Here is a 14247-nt window from a genome sequence, read left to right as displayed (position 1 = left end):
GTTTCCTCCCCGATCTTTCGTTTACTTCACGGCGCCGAAGGTCAGGCCGCGGACAAGCTGTTTCTGACTGAACCACCCCATGATCAGGATGGGGGCGATGGCGAGCGTGGAGGCGGCCGAGAGTTTCGCCCAGAAGAGACCCTGGGGGCTCGAGAACGAGGCGATGAAGGCGGTCAGCGGCGCAGCGTTGGTCGTCGTCAGGCGGATCGTCCAGAAGGCTTCGTTCCAGGCCAGGATGATGTTGAGCAGCATGGTGGAGGCGATGCCCGGCACCGCCATCGGCGTCAGCACATAGACGATCTCGCCCCACAGCGACGCGCCATCCATGCGGGCGGCCTCGAGGATCTCGCCGGGGATTTCGCGGAAGTAGGTGTAGAGCATCCAGATCACGATCGGCAGGTTGATCATGGTCAGCATGACGGTGAGGCCGATGCGGCTGTCGAGCAGGCCGGTGTCGCGGAAGATGAGGTAGATCGGCACCAGCACGGCGACGGCCGGCATCATCTTGGTCGAGAGCATCCACATCAGGATGTCCTTGGTCTTCTTCGTCGGCGAGAAGGCCATCGACCAGGCGGCCGGAACCGAGATGATCAGGGCGAGCAGCGTGGAGCCGACGGAGATGATCACAGAGTTCAGGAAGAACTTGAAGTAGTTGCTCTGCGCCTGCACGGCGGCATAGCTCTCGATGGTCCCGGACGGGATCAGGCTGAAGCCCTGGATCGCCTCGTTCTCCGACTTGAACGAGGTGATGATCGTATAGAGGATCGGGAAGAAGATGATCAGCGCCACGATCCAGGCGGCGATGGATGCAACCGCAATGCGGCGGTTTGAAACAGCTCGTGCCATGATCTTGTCCCCTTACTTGTCGAGGTTCTTGCCGACGGCGCGCATCAGGAAGAAGGCGACGATATTGGCGAGGATGACGGCGATGATGCCGCCGGCGGATGCCCCGCCGACGTCGTAGCCGAGCAGCGCGGTGCGATAGATCAGGAACGGCAGGTTGGTGGATGCGTAACCCGGACCGCCATTGGTCGTGACGAGGATCTCCGCATAGACGCCGAGCAGGAAGATCGTCTGGATGAGGATGACGACGGTGATCGAGCGGGCAAGGTGCGGCACGGTCAGATAGATGAAGCGGGAGACGAAGCCCGCGCCGTCCATTTCGGCGGCTTCCTTCTGCTCGCCGTCGAGCGATTGCAGGGCCGTCAGCAGGATGAGGGTGGCGAAGGGCAGCCACTGCCAGGCGACGATGATGATGATCGAGGTCAGGGGGTACTGGGCGAACCAGTCGACCGGCTGCAGTCCGAGCGACCGGTTGATATCCGCGAGCACGCCGTAGCCCGGATGCATGATCATGTTCTTCCAGACCAGTGCGGCGACCGGCGGCATGACGAAGAAGGGCGAGATCACCAGGATGCGCACGATCCCCTGCCCCCACATCGGCTGATCGAGCAGCAATGCGATCGCGGTGCCGCCGATGACGGTGATGGCGAGCACGCCCACCACGATCAGCAGCGTGTTCCAGATCGACTGGAAGAAGGCTGGATCGGTGTAGAAGAACTGGTAGTTGAAGAGGCCCGTCCAGCTCACATTGGCCGGATTGAGCAGATTGTAGTTCTGGAACGAGAACCACAGCGTCATCGCCAATGGCACGATCATCCAGATCAGCAGCAGCCCCACAGAGGGCGCCAACATCAGCCGCGCAAGACCGCGCGTGTTCTCCGTCGCCATGATTTTCTCCTCCCCGGGGCCGGTACGCCGGCCGATGCGGTCATGTCGTACAGTGCAGGACAGACTGCCCCTCATCCCCCTGCCGGGACCTTCTCCCCGCAGCGGGGCGAAGGGGAGCGGTGCGGCCATCATTCCCGACCCCGACTGGGGGAGAGGATGCCGTCAGGCAGTGAGGGGCTGGTCCGGAATTCAGCCCTCCCCGTTTCATCGGCTGCCCGGAACGCATCCCGGGCAGCCCGTCCTTGGGGAGGAGGTGCTTACTTGATGTAGCCGGCGCGGGTCATCTCGCGCACGGCGGCCTGCTGTGCCTGCGCAAGCGCATCGTCGACCGGCATCTGGCCGGCGAGCGCGGCCGAGAAGAGCTGGCCGACCGTCGTGCCGAGACCCTGGAATTCCGGGATGGCGACGAACTGCACGCCGACATAGGGCACCGGCTTGACCGAGGGATTCTTCGGGTCGGCCGCATTGATCGAGTCGAGCGTCATCTTCGCGAAGGGCGCTGCCTTCTGGTATTCGGCATTCGCATAGAGCGAGGAGCGCGTGCCCGGAGGAACGTTGGCCCAGCCTTCCTTCTCGGCGACGAGCTGGGTGTATTCCTTGCTCGTTGCCCAGGCGATGAACTTCTCGGCCGCTTCCGTCTTCTGCGAACCGGCCGGGATGGCGAGGTTCCAGGCCCAGAGCCAGTTGCCGCGCTTGCCGAGACCCGTGTCGGGAGCGAGCGCATAGCCAACCTTGTCGGCAACCGTCGATTCCTTCGGGTTGGAGACGAACGAGGCGGCGACCGTGGCGTCGATCCACATGCCGCAATTGCCCTGCTGGAACAGCGCCAGGTTCTCGTTGAAGCCGTTCGAGGATGCACCCTGCGGGCCGGCGTCGTTCATCAGCTTGACGTAGAAGTCGAGCGCGTTCTTCCATTCCGGCTGGTCGAACTGCGGCTTCCAGTTCTCGTCGAACCAGCGGGCGCCGAAGGCGTTGGCGGTCGCCGTCAGGAAGGCCATGTTCTCGCCCCAGCCTGCCTTGCCGCGAAGGCAGATGCCGTTGATGCCGGCAGTGCGGTCCGTCATCTTGCGCGCGGCATCGGCGATGAAGTCCCAGGTCGGGGCATCGGGCATGGTGAGGCCGGCCTTCTCCATCAGGTCCTTGCGGTACATGACGAAGGAGGATTCGCCGTAGAACGGCGCGGCATAGAGCTTGCCGTCGTCGCCGGTCAGGCCCGAGCGGATGGCCGGCAGCAGGTCGTCGACGTCATAGTCGGCGCCGAGATTGTCGAGCGGCACCAGCCAGCCCTGCTTTGCCCAGATCGGAACCTCATAGGTGCCGATGGTCATGATGTCGTACTGGCCGCCCTTCGTCGCGACGTCGGTCGTGACGCGTTCGCGCAGCACGTTTTCCTCGAGCGTCACCCACTCGAGTTGAATGTCCGGGTTCTTCTTCGTGAAATCGTCCGTCAGCCCCTGCATGCGGACCATGTCGCCGTTGTTCACGGTGGCGATGGTGAGGGTTTCCGCATTAGCAAAACCGCACAGGAGAGCAGCCGAGCAGGTGCCCAGCAGAAGGGTTTTCAAATTCATTGTCTTCCTCCCAGAAGAGTAATGAGCATTTGCTTCGCTCGTGAGCAATTACCCATATTATGGCACGGGAAGTCAACGGCCATTCGTTGCTGCACCGCACAATGCGAGGCAACCTCCATTGAATTTCATGGGGAATTTTTATGAAGCGGGCGCCCGTCTTGCGTCCGGAAATGCGTCGCTCAGGCCGAAAGCAGGTAGCGCGCGGTCGACTCGTCGGTGATGACGCCGTTGATCATGCCGCCGCGAAGGGCGGCCAGAAGGGCGAGATACTTGCGCTTGCCCTTGGCAAGGCCGATGACCGTGGTCGTCTCGCGGGACGGCAGCGGCACGGAGGCAACGCGCTCGTTGATGCTGCCTTCGAGCAGCTTGCCGTTGCGGTCGAACATCCAGCCGCAGATTTCGCCCGCGGCCCCGTCCGCCATCAGCCGCGCCATTTCCTCCGGATCGAGGAAGCCGTCGAGACAGAGCGGCGCATCCGCCCCAAGCTCGCCGATACCGACGAAGGCCACATTCGCCTCGCGCCCGAGCTGCAGCGTCGACTGCACAAGGCTCTGCCGGTGCAGGAGGTCCCGCTCCTCGATGGAGGAGACGAGCACCGGCAGCGGCATCGGATAGTGCCGCGCCTTGACCGCGTCGGCCATGGAGAAGATGACGTTGTAATAGGCGGCCGAACCATCGGGACCGATATTGCCCGTCAGCGACAGGATCCGGTGCTGCGGGCATTCCATGGTCGGAAGCTGGTCGATCGCCGCCTTCAGCGTACGCCCCGTGCCGACCGCCAGCACGATCGGTTCCGGGGTCTTCAGCCAGCGCTCGATTTCCGCCGCCCCCGCTTCGGCGATGCCGATCGTCGTCGAGGTCGAGCCCGGATCGCCCGGCACGATATCGACATGCACGAGAGCGAACTTCCGCTTGAGCTGTTCGCCCAGTTCCAGGCATTCGGCAATGGGATGGTCGAGGCGCACCTTGATCAGCCGTTCGGCGACGGCGAGCGAAACCAGACGCTGCGCCGACTGGCGGGAAATGCCCATAGCGGCGGCGATTTCGTCCTGCGTGCGGCCGGCGACGTAATAGAGCCAGCCGGCCCTTGCCGCATCGTCCAGTCGTCCGGCCGTTTCCGTCCGCTTCGCCATCGTCTACCCCGGTTGTTGTACACGATTTGCTGCATCTTTTCCGGTCACCTGTCAAACGGCATCTGGTGGCGCAGCAAGGACAGGCGCGGTTGCGCCGCACCCTTGAGGCAAGGAAAAGATAACCGGGAATCTCATGTTTTATTTTGCCGCAAGCCTTGAAAAACCAGCATTTCTTTTGAACTTTTACCGTTTGATAAAAAAATAAAGCTGAGTTACCGTTCTCTCATCCAAAAAGCCCACACGAATGGGAGATAACAATGGGAACGACGCAATCTGGGATTCATCGGGGGCGTCTTGCGCCGGCCGAATACGAGACCAACTTTTCCGACCTCCACCCGCGCCTCGACGACCATGAGGCGCTGGTCGCAGCCGATCGCTGCTACTTCTGTCACGACGCGCCGTGCATGACGGCCTGTCCCACCTCCATCGACATTCCGCTGTTCATTCGCCAGATCTCGACGGGCAATCCCATCGGCTCGGCCAAGACGATCTTCGACCAGAACATCCTTGGCGGCATGTGCGCCCGCGTCTGTCCCACCGAGACGCTCTGCGAGCAGGCCTGCGTGCGCAACACCGCGGAGCACCGCCCCGTGGAAATCGGCCGCCTGCAGCGCTACGCGACCGATGTCGCGATGACGGAGAACAAGCATTTCTACGAGCGCGCAGCGCGCACCGGCAAGGCCGTTGCGGTCGTCGGCGCAGGTCCGGCAGGCCTTGCCTGCGCGCACCGTCTCGCGGTGAACGGCCATGATGTCGTGATCTTCGAGGCACGCGAGAAGGCTGGCGGCCTCAACGAATATGGCATCGCCACCTACAAGGCGGTCGACGATTTCGCCCAGCGCGAAGTCGACTACGTGCTGGCCGTCGGCGGCATCGACGTGAAGAACGGCCTGAAGCTCGGCCGCGACTTCACGCTCGCCGACCTCACCGCCAATTTCGACGCCGTCTTCCTCGGCATGGGTCTTGCCGGCGTCAACGCGCTCGGTGCGGAAGGGGAAACCCTTCCCGGCGTCACCGACGCCGTCGATTTCATCGCGGAACTGCGCCAGGCAACCGACAAGGCCACCGTCCCGGTCGGCCGGCGCGTCGTCGTCATCGGCGGCGGCATGACGGCCATCGACGCCGCCGTGCAGGCCAAGCTGCTCGGCGCCGAGGAGGTGACGATCTGCTACCGCCGTGGCAAGGAGCACATGAACGCCTCTCCCTTCGAGCAGGACCTCGCCGCCTCCAAGGGCGTGATGATCCGCCACTGGCTGCAGCCCAGGCGCGTCATCGCCAAGGACGGCCACGTCGCCGGCATCGAAGTGGAATATACCGAAATGCGCGACGGCAAGCTCGTCGGCACGGGAGAGACCGGGGCGCTTGCCGCCGACCAGATCTTCAAGGCCATCGGCCAGACCTTCGAGGCCGCCGGGCTCGGCTCCCTCGCCATGGCGGGCAACCGCATCGCCATCGATGCCGAAGGCCGCACCTCGCTCGCCAATGTCTGGGCAGGCGGGGACTGCGTGAAGGCCGGCGAGGACCTGACGGTCACCTCCGTCGCACAGGGCCGCGACGCCGCCGATTCGATCAACCGCATGCTGGCTGCCGGCGCGCAGCCTTCCGCTGCCGTCGCTTGAGGGAGATGAGACATGGCTGATCTTCGCAACAACTTCGTCGGCATCAAGTCGCCCAATCCGTTCTGGCTCGCCTCCGCGCCGCCGACCGACAAGGCCTACAATGTCGAGCGCGCCTTCAAGGCGGGCTGGGGCGGCGTGGTCTGGAAGACGCTGGGCTCGGAGGGCCCGCCGGTCGTCAACGTCAACGGCCCGCGCTACGGCGCCATCTGGGGCGCCGACCGCCGGCTCCTCGGCCTCAACAATATCGAGCTCATCACCGACCGCGATCTCTACACCAACCTCGTCGAGATGAAGCAGGTCAAGATGAACTGGCCGGACCGGGCGCTGATCGCCTCGATCATGGTGCCCTGCGAGGAAGCGGAGTGGAAGGCGATCCTGCCGCTGGTCGAGGAGACCGGCGCGGACGGCATCGAACTCAACTTCGGCTGTCCGCACGGCATGTCCGAGCGCGGCATGGGCGCGGCGGTCGGCCAGGTGCCGGAATATATCGAGATGGTCGTGCGCTGGTGCAAGCAGTACACGCGCATGCCCGTCATCACCAAGCTGACGCCCAACATCACCGACATCAGGAAGCCCGCCCGTGCGGCCAAGGCCGGCGGCACCGACGCCGTTTCGCTGATCAACACGATCAACTCCATCGTCTCCGTCGATCTCGAAAGCTTCGCGCCAAACCCGACGGTCGGCGGCAAGGGCACCCATGGCGGCTATTGCGGCCCGGCGGTAAAACCCATTGCGCTCAACATGGTGGCCGAGATCGCCCGCGACCCGGAAACCTACGGCCTGCCGATCTCCGGCATCGGCGGCGTGACGACGTGGCGCGATGCCGCCGAGTTCCTGGCGCTTGGCGCGGGCAACGTGCAGGTCTGCACGGCGGCCATGACCTACGGCTTCAAGATCGTGCAGGAAATGATCTCCGGCCTTTCCGACTGGATGGACGCCAAGGGTCACCGCAATCTCGACGACATCTGCGGCCGCGCCGTGCCGAATGTCACGGACTGGCAGTACCTCAACCTCAACTATATCGCCAAGGCCCGCATCGACCAGGATGCCTGCATCAAGTGCGGCCGCTGCCACATCGCCTGCGAGGACACCTCGCACCAGGCGATCACGCAGTTCGTCAACGGCGTCAGGCATTTCGAGGTGATGGAAGACGAATGCGTCGGCTGCAATCTTTGCGTCAACGTCTGCCCCGTCGAGAACTGCATCACCATGGTGGAACTCGATCCCGGCACGCTCGACCAGCGCACCGGCAAGCCGGTCGATCCCAACTACGCCAACTGGACGACCCACCCGAACAACCCGATGGCGAAGCAGGCTGCGGAGTGAAAACGAAAAGGCCGGTGCGAGATGCTCCGGCCTTTTCGATTCTATCGACGTAGCGCCCGCTCTACCGGCGTGCCGGCGGCGATTTAGCCGAGGAAACTGTTTCCAGCGCTATAGGCAAGGAACGCCAGCGCCGCAAAGTAGACGATGGTCAGCACCACCATCACATAGCCCGCAATCACCACCAGCCCGTCGCGCTGCGAGATGCCCGCGGCGAGCAGCAGGATGGCAACGCCCGGAAGCGTGTTGGAGAAGGGAATGAGCCCGAGCGGCGCCATGAGCAGCACCCCCGCCCCCATCAGCACCAGCCCGTTCACGCGGTTCATCACCGCGCCGGAGGTGAGGCCCGTCATGCGCGGCTTGAAGAAGCGGTCGATTTTGCGCAGGAACGTGACGCCGCGCTGCAGCACCGGGCGCAGCTTGCCGCTCTCCAGCCGCCGGTCGGCGACCTTTTCCGGCAGCCAGGGCAGGCGGTTGAGCGTAATGGCCGCGCTGATCAGCACGATGCCCGCGCCGAAGACAGTGGAGACGCCGGGAATGGACACCGGAAACAGGAACGGCAAAGACAGGAAGGCGCACAGCAGGAGCAGGCCGCTTTCACCCATCATCGACAGGAGGTCGCGCAGCGTGATGTGCTCGCCCTTGATCGAATGGAGGATGTCCTCGAGCAGTTCGCTCGTCTTGCGATCCGTATCCTTGAAGCCAATTGCCGTCGTCATGAAATGTCCTTTCGAATGCCGCCGGCCTATGCGCGGCGATTGCGGCTTTCCTGTGGGGAGCCTCAGGGGCTGGCGCGCCGCCTTCCCCGCGTCTATGAGCAGGCCGCGCCGCTGACAATAGGGTGATTTTCTTGACGAAGCGTATGCCGACCCCGACGGGCCTTTCCACGCACGCGAAAGGCCGCGAAAAGCTGAAGGGGCATCTCGCCATGCTGCTCTTCGCGGTGCTGATCGCCGGTTCCTTCTCCTTCGGCGGGCTTGCCGCGCGCTACATGGAGGCAGAGCCGCTGATGCTCTGGCGCTACATCCTCACCATCGCCGTCATGGCTGCGCTCGCCTTCGGCGCCTTCCGCATTCCCCTCGCCCTGCCGCGGCAGGCCTGGCGCTTCCTGCTGCTCGGCGGGCTTATCGCCATCTACATGCTGACCATGTTCATGGCGCTGGAATTCACCAGCCCGATTGCAACCGGTGCGGTCTTCACGCTGATGCCTCTCCTCAGCGCCGCCTTCGCCCTGCCCGTACTCGGCCAGAAGACGCGCCCCGGCGTGCTCGCCGGTCTCCTCATCGCCGCCGCCGGCGCGGTCTGGGTGATCTTTCGCGGCGATATCGGCGCCATCCTCTCCTTCGATGTCGGCGCGGGCGAGATGATCTTCTTCGTCGGCGTCATCTGCCATGCGCTCTATGTGCCGCTGATCCGCCGCTTCGACCGCGGCGAGCCCGCCGTCGCCTTCGGCTTCTGGGTCACGGTCGGCGCGACGCTGTGGTTGATACCGCCCGGCGTCAAGGGTCTTCTGGCGGTCGACTTCTCTGCCCTGCCCCTCGCCGTCTACGCCGCCGTCACCTATCTCGCCGTCGTCACCACGGCCGGCACGTTCCTGCTTCTGCAGTATGCATCGATGCGCCTGCCGGCCTCAAAGGTGCTCGGCTACGGCTACCTGACGCCAAGCTTCATCATCCTGCTGGAAGGCCTGCTCGGCCACGGCTGGGCCAGCCTGCCGGTGCTGGCCGGCGCGCTGGTCACGGCCTGCGGGCTGGCGCTGATGGCATTGCTGCCGGACTAACGATCTCGATAAAAAAAGCGCAGCCATTAGCGTCCGCACTTGCGCGGACGAAATCTCACACCACCTGTTCGTGGATGTTGAGGCCGGTGACGAACAGTTGTTCGAGAAAACGGGCGGCGTCTTCGAAACGGCCTTCGCCGGCCTGGTCCTGCCCGAGCACCGCGCGCACCTGCACGTCGAAGTCGGCATAGTGCTGGGTCGTCGACCAGATCGAGAAGATCAGGTGATAGGGATCGCATTTGGCGATCTTGCCCGCCTTCGCCCAGGCCCGGATGACCTCCGCCTTCTCGTCGACCAGCGCCTTCAGCGGCCCCTTCAGCTCGTCCTCGATATTGGGCGCGCCCTGCAGGATTTCATTGGCGAAGAGCCGGCTTTCGCGCGGGAAATCCCGCGCCATTTCCAGCTTGCGCCGGATATAGCTGCGGATCTCCGAGACGGGATTGCCCGCCGCGTCGAACTCGCGCAGCGGATCGAGCCAGGTGTCGAGCACGCGATTGATGAGCGCCCGGTGCATCGCTTCCTTGGTGCGGAAATAATAGAGCAGGTTCGGCTTGGACATGCCCGCCACCTCGGCGATCTGGTCCACCGTGGCGCCGCGGAACCCGTGCAGCGAAAACACTTCCAGCGCCGCCTCGAGGATCCGCTCCTCCTTCTCCTCCTGGATGCGCGTGCGCCGCTGAGTCCTCGCCGCCCTCGGTAATGCCATCGTGCCCCCTCGGCTCTTCCGTCCCGCGGAAAAGTGCCGCCAAATTCACCAGTTTAACCAGCCGCCATTTTCTGGGCGCTCATCCGAGGATTTTGGTTTTTCGGCTTGAGTGCCGCTACGGAAGCTGTAATGTTTACCAACCGGTCAAATTATCAGTCAGTTATCAAGTAAAGGCAACTGCTGAGTCGGACGGCGCAAACAAAACAATCGCGCTGCCAGCCGGTGGGAACAAAATTGAGGCTTCAAGAGCCCGAAGACGTGGGAGCATATGACATGGCCGCACCCGGCGAGAACATGCGTGTCAACGCGGACCGCCTGTGGGATTCCCTCATGGACATGGCGAAGATCGGCCCCGGCATCGCCGGCGGCAACAATCGCCAGACGCTGACCGATTCCGACGCCGAGGGACGTCGCCTGTTCCAGACCTGGTGCGACGCGGCGGGTCTGACGATGGGCGTCGACACGATGGGCAACATGTTCATGACCCGCGCCGGTAGCGATCCCGATGCTCTTCCCGTCTATGTCGGCTCGCATCTCGATACCCAGCCGACCGGCGGCAAATATGACGGCGTGCTCGGCGTGCTCGCCGGCCTCGAAGTCGTGCGCTCGCTGAACGACCTCGGCATCAGGACGAAGCACCCCATCGTCGTCACCAACTGGACGAACGAGGAAGGCGCGCGCTTCGCCCCCGCCATGCTCGCCTCCGGCGTCTTTGCCGGCGTGCACACGCAGGATTACGCCTATGGCCGCAAGGACCCCGAGGGCAAGACCTTCGGCGACGAGCTGAAGCGCATCGGCTGGATCGGCGACGAAGCGGTCGGGGCGCGCAAGATGCACGCCTATTTCGAATATCACATCGAGCAGGGGCCGATCCTCGAAGCCGAGAAGAAGGACATCGGCGTCGTCACCCATTGTCAGGGCCTCTGGTGGCTGGAATTCACGCTGACCGGCCGCGAGGCGCATACCGGCTCGACGCCGATGGCCATGCGCGTCAATGCGGGCCTTGCCATGGCGCGCATCCTCGAAATGGTCCAGACCGTCGCAATGGAAAACCAGCCGGGCGCCGTCGGCGGCGTCGGGCAGGTGTTCTTCTCGCCCAATTCGCGCAACGTGCTGCCGGGCAAGGTCGTCTTCACCGTCGACATCCGCTCTCCCGACCAGAAAAAGCTGGACGGCATGCGCGCCCGCATCGAGGCGGAGGCGCCTGCCATCTGCGAGGCGCTCGGCGTCGGCTATTCCGTCGAGGCGGTCGGCCATTTCGACCCCGTCACCTTCGACCCCACACTGGTCGCCACCGTCCGCAAGGCCGCCGAAGACCTCGGCTACAGCCATATGAACATCATCTCCGGCGCCGGTCACGACGCCTGCTGGGCCGCCAAGGTCGCCCCTGCCACGATGATCATGTGCCCCTGCGTCGGCGGCCTTTCGCACAACGAAGCGGAGGACATTTCAAAGGAATGGGCCGCCGCCGGTGCGGACGTGCTGCTCCATGCGGTGATCGAGACGGCGGGAATCGCGGAATGAGCGCTGACGCCTCCCCGGATGAAACTGAGGCTGGCGGCAGCGAAAGGACGACGATCGAATACTCCATCACGATGCGCGTGAATGGCGTTTCGCAGGCTGAAATCGACGCGTTCACGGCCGGCGCCGAAGGCTGGACGGTAAAACCCGGAGCAGACGACATCTTCCTCTATCCCCGCGAAGAGGATGGTGGCGACGTAAGCGCCGGCGAGTATCTGCATGGCGTCCTTGCGCGCCATGGCAAGGTGTTCGCCGCAGCGGCGCAGATCGGCCGCGCCCGCGAGATCAGCCTCGCGATCTACTTCGATGCAGACCGGATCGCAGCAATATGCCCCGACTTCGATGCGGCGATCATCCGGCAACTGGCGGACCTGAATTTCTCGCTCGAAATCTGCGTGTTTCCGAGCAGCTTTGAAGACGACGAAGGGACGGAAGAATGAGCACTGTCATCAAGGGCGGAACCATTGTCACCGCGGACCTCACCTACAAGGCGGACGTCAAGATCGACGGCGGCAGGATCGTCGAGATCGGCCCCAATCTCTCCGGCGACGAAGTGCTGGATGCGGCGGGCTGTTATGTCATGCCCGGCGGCATCGATCCGCATGTCCATCTCGAAATGCCCTTCATGGGCACCTATTCGGCCGACGACTTCGAAAGCGGCACGCGCGCCGGCCTTGCCGGGGGCACGACCATGGTGGTCGATTTCTGTCTGCCCGACCCCGGCCAGTCGCTGCTCGACGCGCTGAAGCGCTGGGACAACAAGTCGACCCGCGCCAATTGCGACTATTCGTTCCACATGTCCGTGACCTGGTGGGGCGAGCAGGTCTTCGACGAGATGAAGACCGTGGTGGAAGAACACGGCATCAACACCTTCAAGCACTTCATGGCCTACAAGGGTGCGCTGATGGTGAACGACGACGAGATGTTCGCCTCCTTCCAGCGCTGCGCCGCGCTTGGCGCGTTGCCGCTCGTCCATGCCGAGAACGGCGACGTGGTCGCCGCCATGCAGCAGAAGCTGATGGACGAAGGCAACAACGGGCCCGAAGGCCACGCCTATTCCCGCCCGCCATCCGTCGAGGGCGAGGCGACGAACCGCGCCATCATCATCGCAGACATGGCCGGTGCGCCGCTCTATGTGGTGCACACGTCCTGCGAACAGGCGCACGAAGCCATCCGCCGCGCCCGCCAGAACGGCATGCGCGTCTATGGCGAGCCGCTGATCCAGCACCTGACGCTGGACGAAAGCGAATATTTCAACAAGGACTGGGACCATGCCGCCCGCCGCGTCATGAGCCCGCCCTTCCGCAACAAGCAGCACCAGGATTCGCTCTGGGCGGGCCTTGCCGCAGGCTCGCTGCAGGTGGTGGCGACCGACCATTGCGCCTTTACAGGCGACCAGAAGCGCTTCGGCGTCGGCGATTTTCGCAAGATCCCCAACGGCACCGGGGGCCTCGAAGACCGCATGCCGATGCTCTGGACCTACGGCGTCAACACCGGTCGCCTGACCATGAACGAGTTCGTGGCCGTCACCTCCACCAACATCGCGAAAATCCTCAACGTCTATCCGAGGAAGGGCGCGATCCTCGTCGGCGCGGACGCCGATATCGTCGTGTGGGATCCGAAGCGCTCCAAGACGATCTCCGCGGAGAGCCAGCAATCCTCCATCGAATACAACGTGTTCGAGGGCAAGCAGGTGACAGGCCTGCCGCGCTTCACGCTGACACGCGGCGTCGTCGCCATCGAGGAGAGCACCGTGAAGACCCGCGAGGGTCACGGCCAGTTCGTCAAGCGCGAGCCTTTCGCCGCCGTCAACAAGGCGCTGTCGACCTGGAAGGAAATCACCGCGCCGCGCAAGGTGGAGCGCACCGGCATTCCGGCGAGCGGCGTCTGATGCCGATCCGTCGCTTCACCCTCGCCCTCATCCTCGGCACCGTCCTCGCCGGCCCGGCGGGGGCGGCGGGCATCCTGGAGGGCAGCTACGGCGACAAGGAGGGTTGTCACTATGCCGAAACAGGCGAATCCTCCGGCGCCGATATCTTCTTCCTGCTGAACGGCGAGGGCGTCACGACCGCCGTCTCCTATTGCGAATTCAAGGGAGAGGGCAGGAAGGCCGGCGATGTGACAACAGTTCGGGCCGAATGCCATGAGGAAGGTTCCGAAGAGACCACGCCCTACGACCTGACACTGACGCCGGAAAACGGCGGCTACACCGTCAGCTTCCCCGATGGCACGCGCTGGGGGCCGCTTGCGAGGTGCAAGACGTGATCGCAGACGCAAGGCTTTCCCTCTGTCCGGCCGGATCCGACGCTCTCCGAAGCGGGCCACCCGCATGGGGCACGAAAAACACCCCCGCCGTGCTTTCTCCCCGCTGGCAGAAAGAACGGCGCGGCAGCGGGATGAGGGGCAGAGAGCTGCGCGTCCTAAACCGCAACCAGCGCCTCGAGATGTGGCAGAAGCACCACGCTCTCCTGCTCGTGGGGATCTGTCCGGGCGATGACGGCCGAGACCGGCTCGCTGGAGAGATTGGCGGGCAGATGCGGCACGCCGGCGGGGATGTAGAACATCTCTCCCGCCTTTACGATCACATGGTTCTCCAGCCGCTCGCCGTACCAGGTATGCGCTTCGCCGGAGAGCATGTAGATCGCCGTCTCGTGCCGTTCGTGCATATGCACCTTGGCCCGGCCGCCCGGCGGGATCGTCAGCAGATGCATGCAGATACCGGACGCACCCACTGTCTCGCGGGCGATGCCCTCGAAATAGCTGAAGCCCTGCTTTCCATCGTAGGTGCCGCCGGGACGCACCACCCGGCATTCGGCCTTCGTCTCCACCGCCATCGTCTCGTCCCCCGGTTCCAGCGTGAGAA

14 protein-coding genes are annotated in these 14247 nt (G+C 64.1%); 7 read left to right on the top strand and 7 right to left on the bottom strand.

Annotation, left to right across the window (positions count from 1 at the left end):
* Window positions 1-21 precede the first annotated feature (21 nt).
* From V8U06_RS08155 to V8U06_RS08140, 4 genes are all read right to left on the bottom strand, one after another.
* Entirely contained in the window at window positions 22-846 is an 825-nt protein-coding gene (locus V8U06_RS08155) for a carbohydrate ABC transporter permease (RefSeq protein ID WP_427140228.1), read from the bottom strand.
* A gap of 12 nt (window positions 847-858) precedes the next feature.
* The gene (locus tag V8U06_RS08150) at window positions 859-1731 is read right to left on the bottom strand and encodes a carbohydrate ABC transporter permease (RefSeq protein WP_226918059.1); all 873 of its coding nucleotides are present in this window, start codon (window positions 1729-1731) and stop codon (window positions 859-861) included.
* 257 nt (window positions 1732-1988) lie between these two features.
* Complete coding sequence (locus V8U06_RS08145; protein WP_427140227.1) at window positions 1989-3302, bottom strand: ABC transporter substrate-binding protein; 1314 nt, start codon at window positions 3300-3302, stop codon at window positions 1989-1991.
* A gap of 179 nt (window positions 3303-3481) precedes the next feature.
* Complete coding sequence (locus V8U06_RS08140; protein ID WP_226918058.1) at window positions 3482-4435, bottom strand: sugar-binding transcriptional regulator; 954 nt, start codon at window positions 4433-4435, stop codon at window positions 3482-3484.
* A 257-nt stretch (window positions 4436-4692) separates the two neighbouring features.
* Between V8U06_RS08140 and V8U06_RS08135 the strand changes: the two genes are divergently transcribed.
* Both V8U06_RS08135 and preA read left to right on the top strand, forming a co-directional pair.
* Window positions 4693-6054 (top strand): NAD(P)-dependent oxidoreductase, encoded by a 1362-nt coding sequence (locus V8U06_RS08135; protein WP_427140226.1) that lies wholly within the window; start codon window positions 4693-4695, stop codon window positions 6052-6054.
* 12 nt (window positions 6055-6066) lie between these two features.
* Window positions 6067-7380 carry an NAD-dependent dihydropyrimidine dehydrogenase subunit PreA gene (gene preA / locus V8U06_RS08130; protein WP_427140225.1) on the top strand — a complete coding sequence of 438 codons (1314 nt, stop codon included), beginning with the start codon at window positions 6067-6069 and terminating at the stop codon, window positions 7378-7380.
* Between the two features lie 83 nt (window positions 7381-7463).
* On the opposite strand, the gene V8U06_RS08125 is transcribed toward preA, so the two are convergent.
* Complete coding sequence (locus V8U06_RS08125; protein ID WP_427140224.1) at window positions 7464-8096, bottom strand: exopolysaccharide biosynthesis protein; 633 nt, start codon at window positions 8094-8096, stop codon at window positions 7464-7466.
* Window positions 8097-8227: 131 nt separating this feature from the next.
* Here V8U06_RS08125 and V8U06_RS08120 point away from each other — a divergent pair, with 131 nt between their 5' ends.
* The gene (locus V8U06_RS08120) at window positions 8228-9157 is read left to right on the top strand and encodes a DMT family transporter (RefSeq protein WP_427140223.1); all 930 of its coding nucleotides are present in this window, start codon (window positions 8228-8230) and stop codon (window positions 9155-9157) included.
* Window positions 9158-9212: 55 nt separating this feature from the next.
* Here V8U06_RS08120 and V8U06_RS08115 read toward each other — a convergent pair whose 3' ends face one another.
* Window positions 9213-9863, bottom strand: coding sequence for a TetR family transcriptional regulator C-terminal domain-containing protein (locus V8U06_RS08115; RefSeq protein WP_226918053.1), 651 nt, complete (start codon window positions 9861-9863; stop codon window positions 9213-9215).
* 273 nt (window positions 9864-10136) lie between these two features.
* On the opposite strand from V8U06_RS08115, the gene V8U06_RS08110 reads away from it, so the two are divergent.
* The 4 genes from V8U06_RS08110 to V8U06_RS08095 are packed head-to-tail and all read left to right on the top strand — an operon-like array spanning window position 10137 to window position 13649.
* Window positions 10137-11387: a Zn-dependent hydrolase gene (locus V8U06_RS08110; RefSeq protein WP_427140222.1), complete on the top strand. Its 1251-nt coding sequence runs from the start codon at window positions 10137-10139 to the stop codon at window positions 11385-11387.
* Window positions 11384-11824, top strand: a complete 441-nt coding sequence (locus tag V8U06_RS08105; protein WP_427140221.1) for a hypothetical protein — start codon at window positions 11384-11386, stop codon at window positions 11822-11824. The genes V8U06_RS08110 and V8U06_RS08105 overlap by 4 nt, the downstream gene beginning before the upstream one ends.
* Window positions 11821-13275 carry a dihydropyrimidinase gene (gene hydA, locus V8U06_RS08100; RefSeq protein ID WP_427140220.1) on the top strand — a complete coding sequence of 485 codons (1455 nt, stop codon included), beginning with the start codon at window positions 11821-11823 and terminating at the stop codon, window positions 13273-13275. Before V8U06_RS08105 ends, hydA begins: the two co-directional genes overlap by 4 nt.
* On the top strand, window positions 13275-13649 hold the full coding sequence (locus tag V8U06_RS08095) for a hypothetical protein (protein ID WP_427140219.1): 375 nt from the start codon (window positions 13275-13277) through the stop codon (window positions 13647-13649). The genes hydA and V8U06_RS08095 overlap by 1 nt, the downstream gene beginning before the upstream one ends.
* Window positions 13650-13804: 155 nt before the next feature.
* Here the strand turns inward: V8U06_RS08095 and V8U06_RS08090 are convergent, their stop codons facing one another.
* Window positions 13805-14218 (bottom strand): cupin domain-containing protein, encoded by a 414-nt coding sequence (locus V8U06_RS08090; protein ID WP_427140218.1) that lies wholly within the window; start codon window positions 14216-14218, stop codon window positions 13805-13807.
* Between the last annotated feature and the right edge of the window lie 29 nt (window positions 14219-14247).

This window comes from Shinella sp. G-2 (assembly GCF_050172695.1).
Lineage (GTDB): Bacteria > Pseudomonadota > Alphaproteobacteria > Rhizobiales > Rhizobiaceae > Shinella.
Note: the sequence above shows the minus strand (reverse complement) of the source record. Positions and strands in the feature narration are given on the sequence as shown.

Coding starts and splice junctions, on each gene's coding strand:
- V8U06_RS08115 (WP_226918053.1), bottom strand. CDS start 9,863: ATGGCATTACCGAGGGCGGCGAGGACTCAGCGGCGCACGCGCATCCAG.
- V8U06_RS08125 (WP_427140224.1), bottom strand. CDS start 8,096: ATGACGACGGCAATTGGCTTCAAGGATACGGATCGCAAGACGAGCGAA.
- V8U06_RS08095 (WP_427140219.1), top strand. CDS start 13,275: ATGCCGATCCGTCGCTTCACCCTCGCCCTCATCCTCGGCACCGTCCTC.
- V8U06_RS08090 (WP_427140218.1), bottom strand. CDS start 14,218: ATGGCGGTGGAGACGAAGGCCGAATGCCGGGTGGTGCGTCCCGGCGGC.
- V8U06_RS08135 (WP_427140226.1), top strand. CDS start 4,693: ATGGGAACGACGCAATCTGGGATTCATCGGGGGCGTCTTGCGCCGGCC.
- V8U06_RS08155 (WP_427140228.1), bottom strand. CDS start 846: ATGGCACGAGCTGTTTCAAACCGCCGCATTGCGGTTGCATCCATCGCC.
- V8U06_RS08105 (WP_427140221.1), top strand. CDS start 11,384: ATGAGCGCTGACGCCTCCCCGGATGAAACTGAGGCTGGCGGCAGCGAA.
- V8U06_RS08110 (WP_427140222.1), top strand. CDS start 10,137: ATGGCCGCACCCGGCGAGAACATGCGTGTCAACGCGGACCGCCTGTGG.
- preA (WP_427140225.1), top strand. CDS start 6,067: ATGGCTGATCTTCGCAACAACTTCGTCGGCATCAAGTCGCCCAATCCG.
- hydA (WP_427140220.1), top strand. CDS start 11,821: ATGAGCACTGTCATCAAGGGCGGAACCATTGTCACCGCGGACCTCACC.
- V8U06_RS08150 (WP_226918059.1), bottom strand. CDS start 1,731: ATGGCGACGGAGAACACGCGCGGTCTTGCGCGGCTGATGTTGGCGCCC.
- V8U06_RS08140 (WP_226918058.1), bottom strand. CDS start 4,435: ATGGCGAAGCGGACGGAAACGGCCGGACGACTGGACGATGCGGCAAGG.
- V8U06_RS08145 (WP_427140227.1), bottom strand. CDS start 3,302: ATGAATTTGAAAACCCTTCTGCTGGGCACCTGCTCGGCTGCTCTCCTG.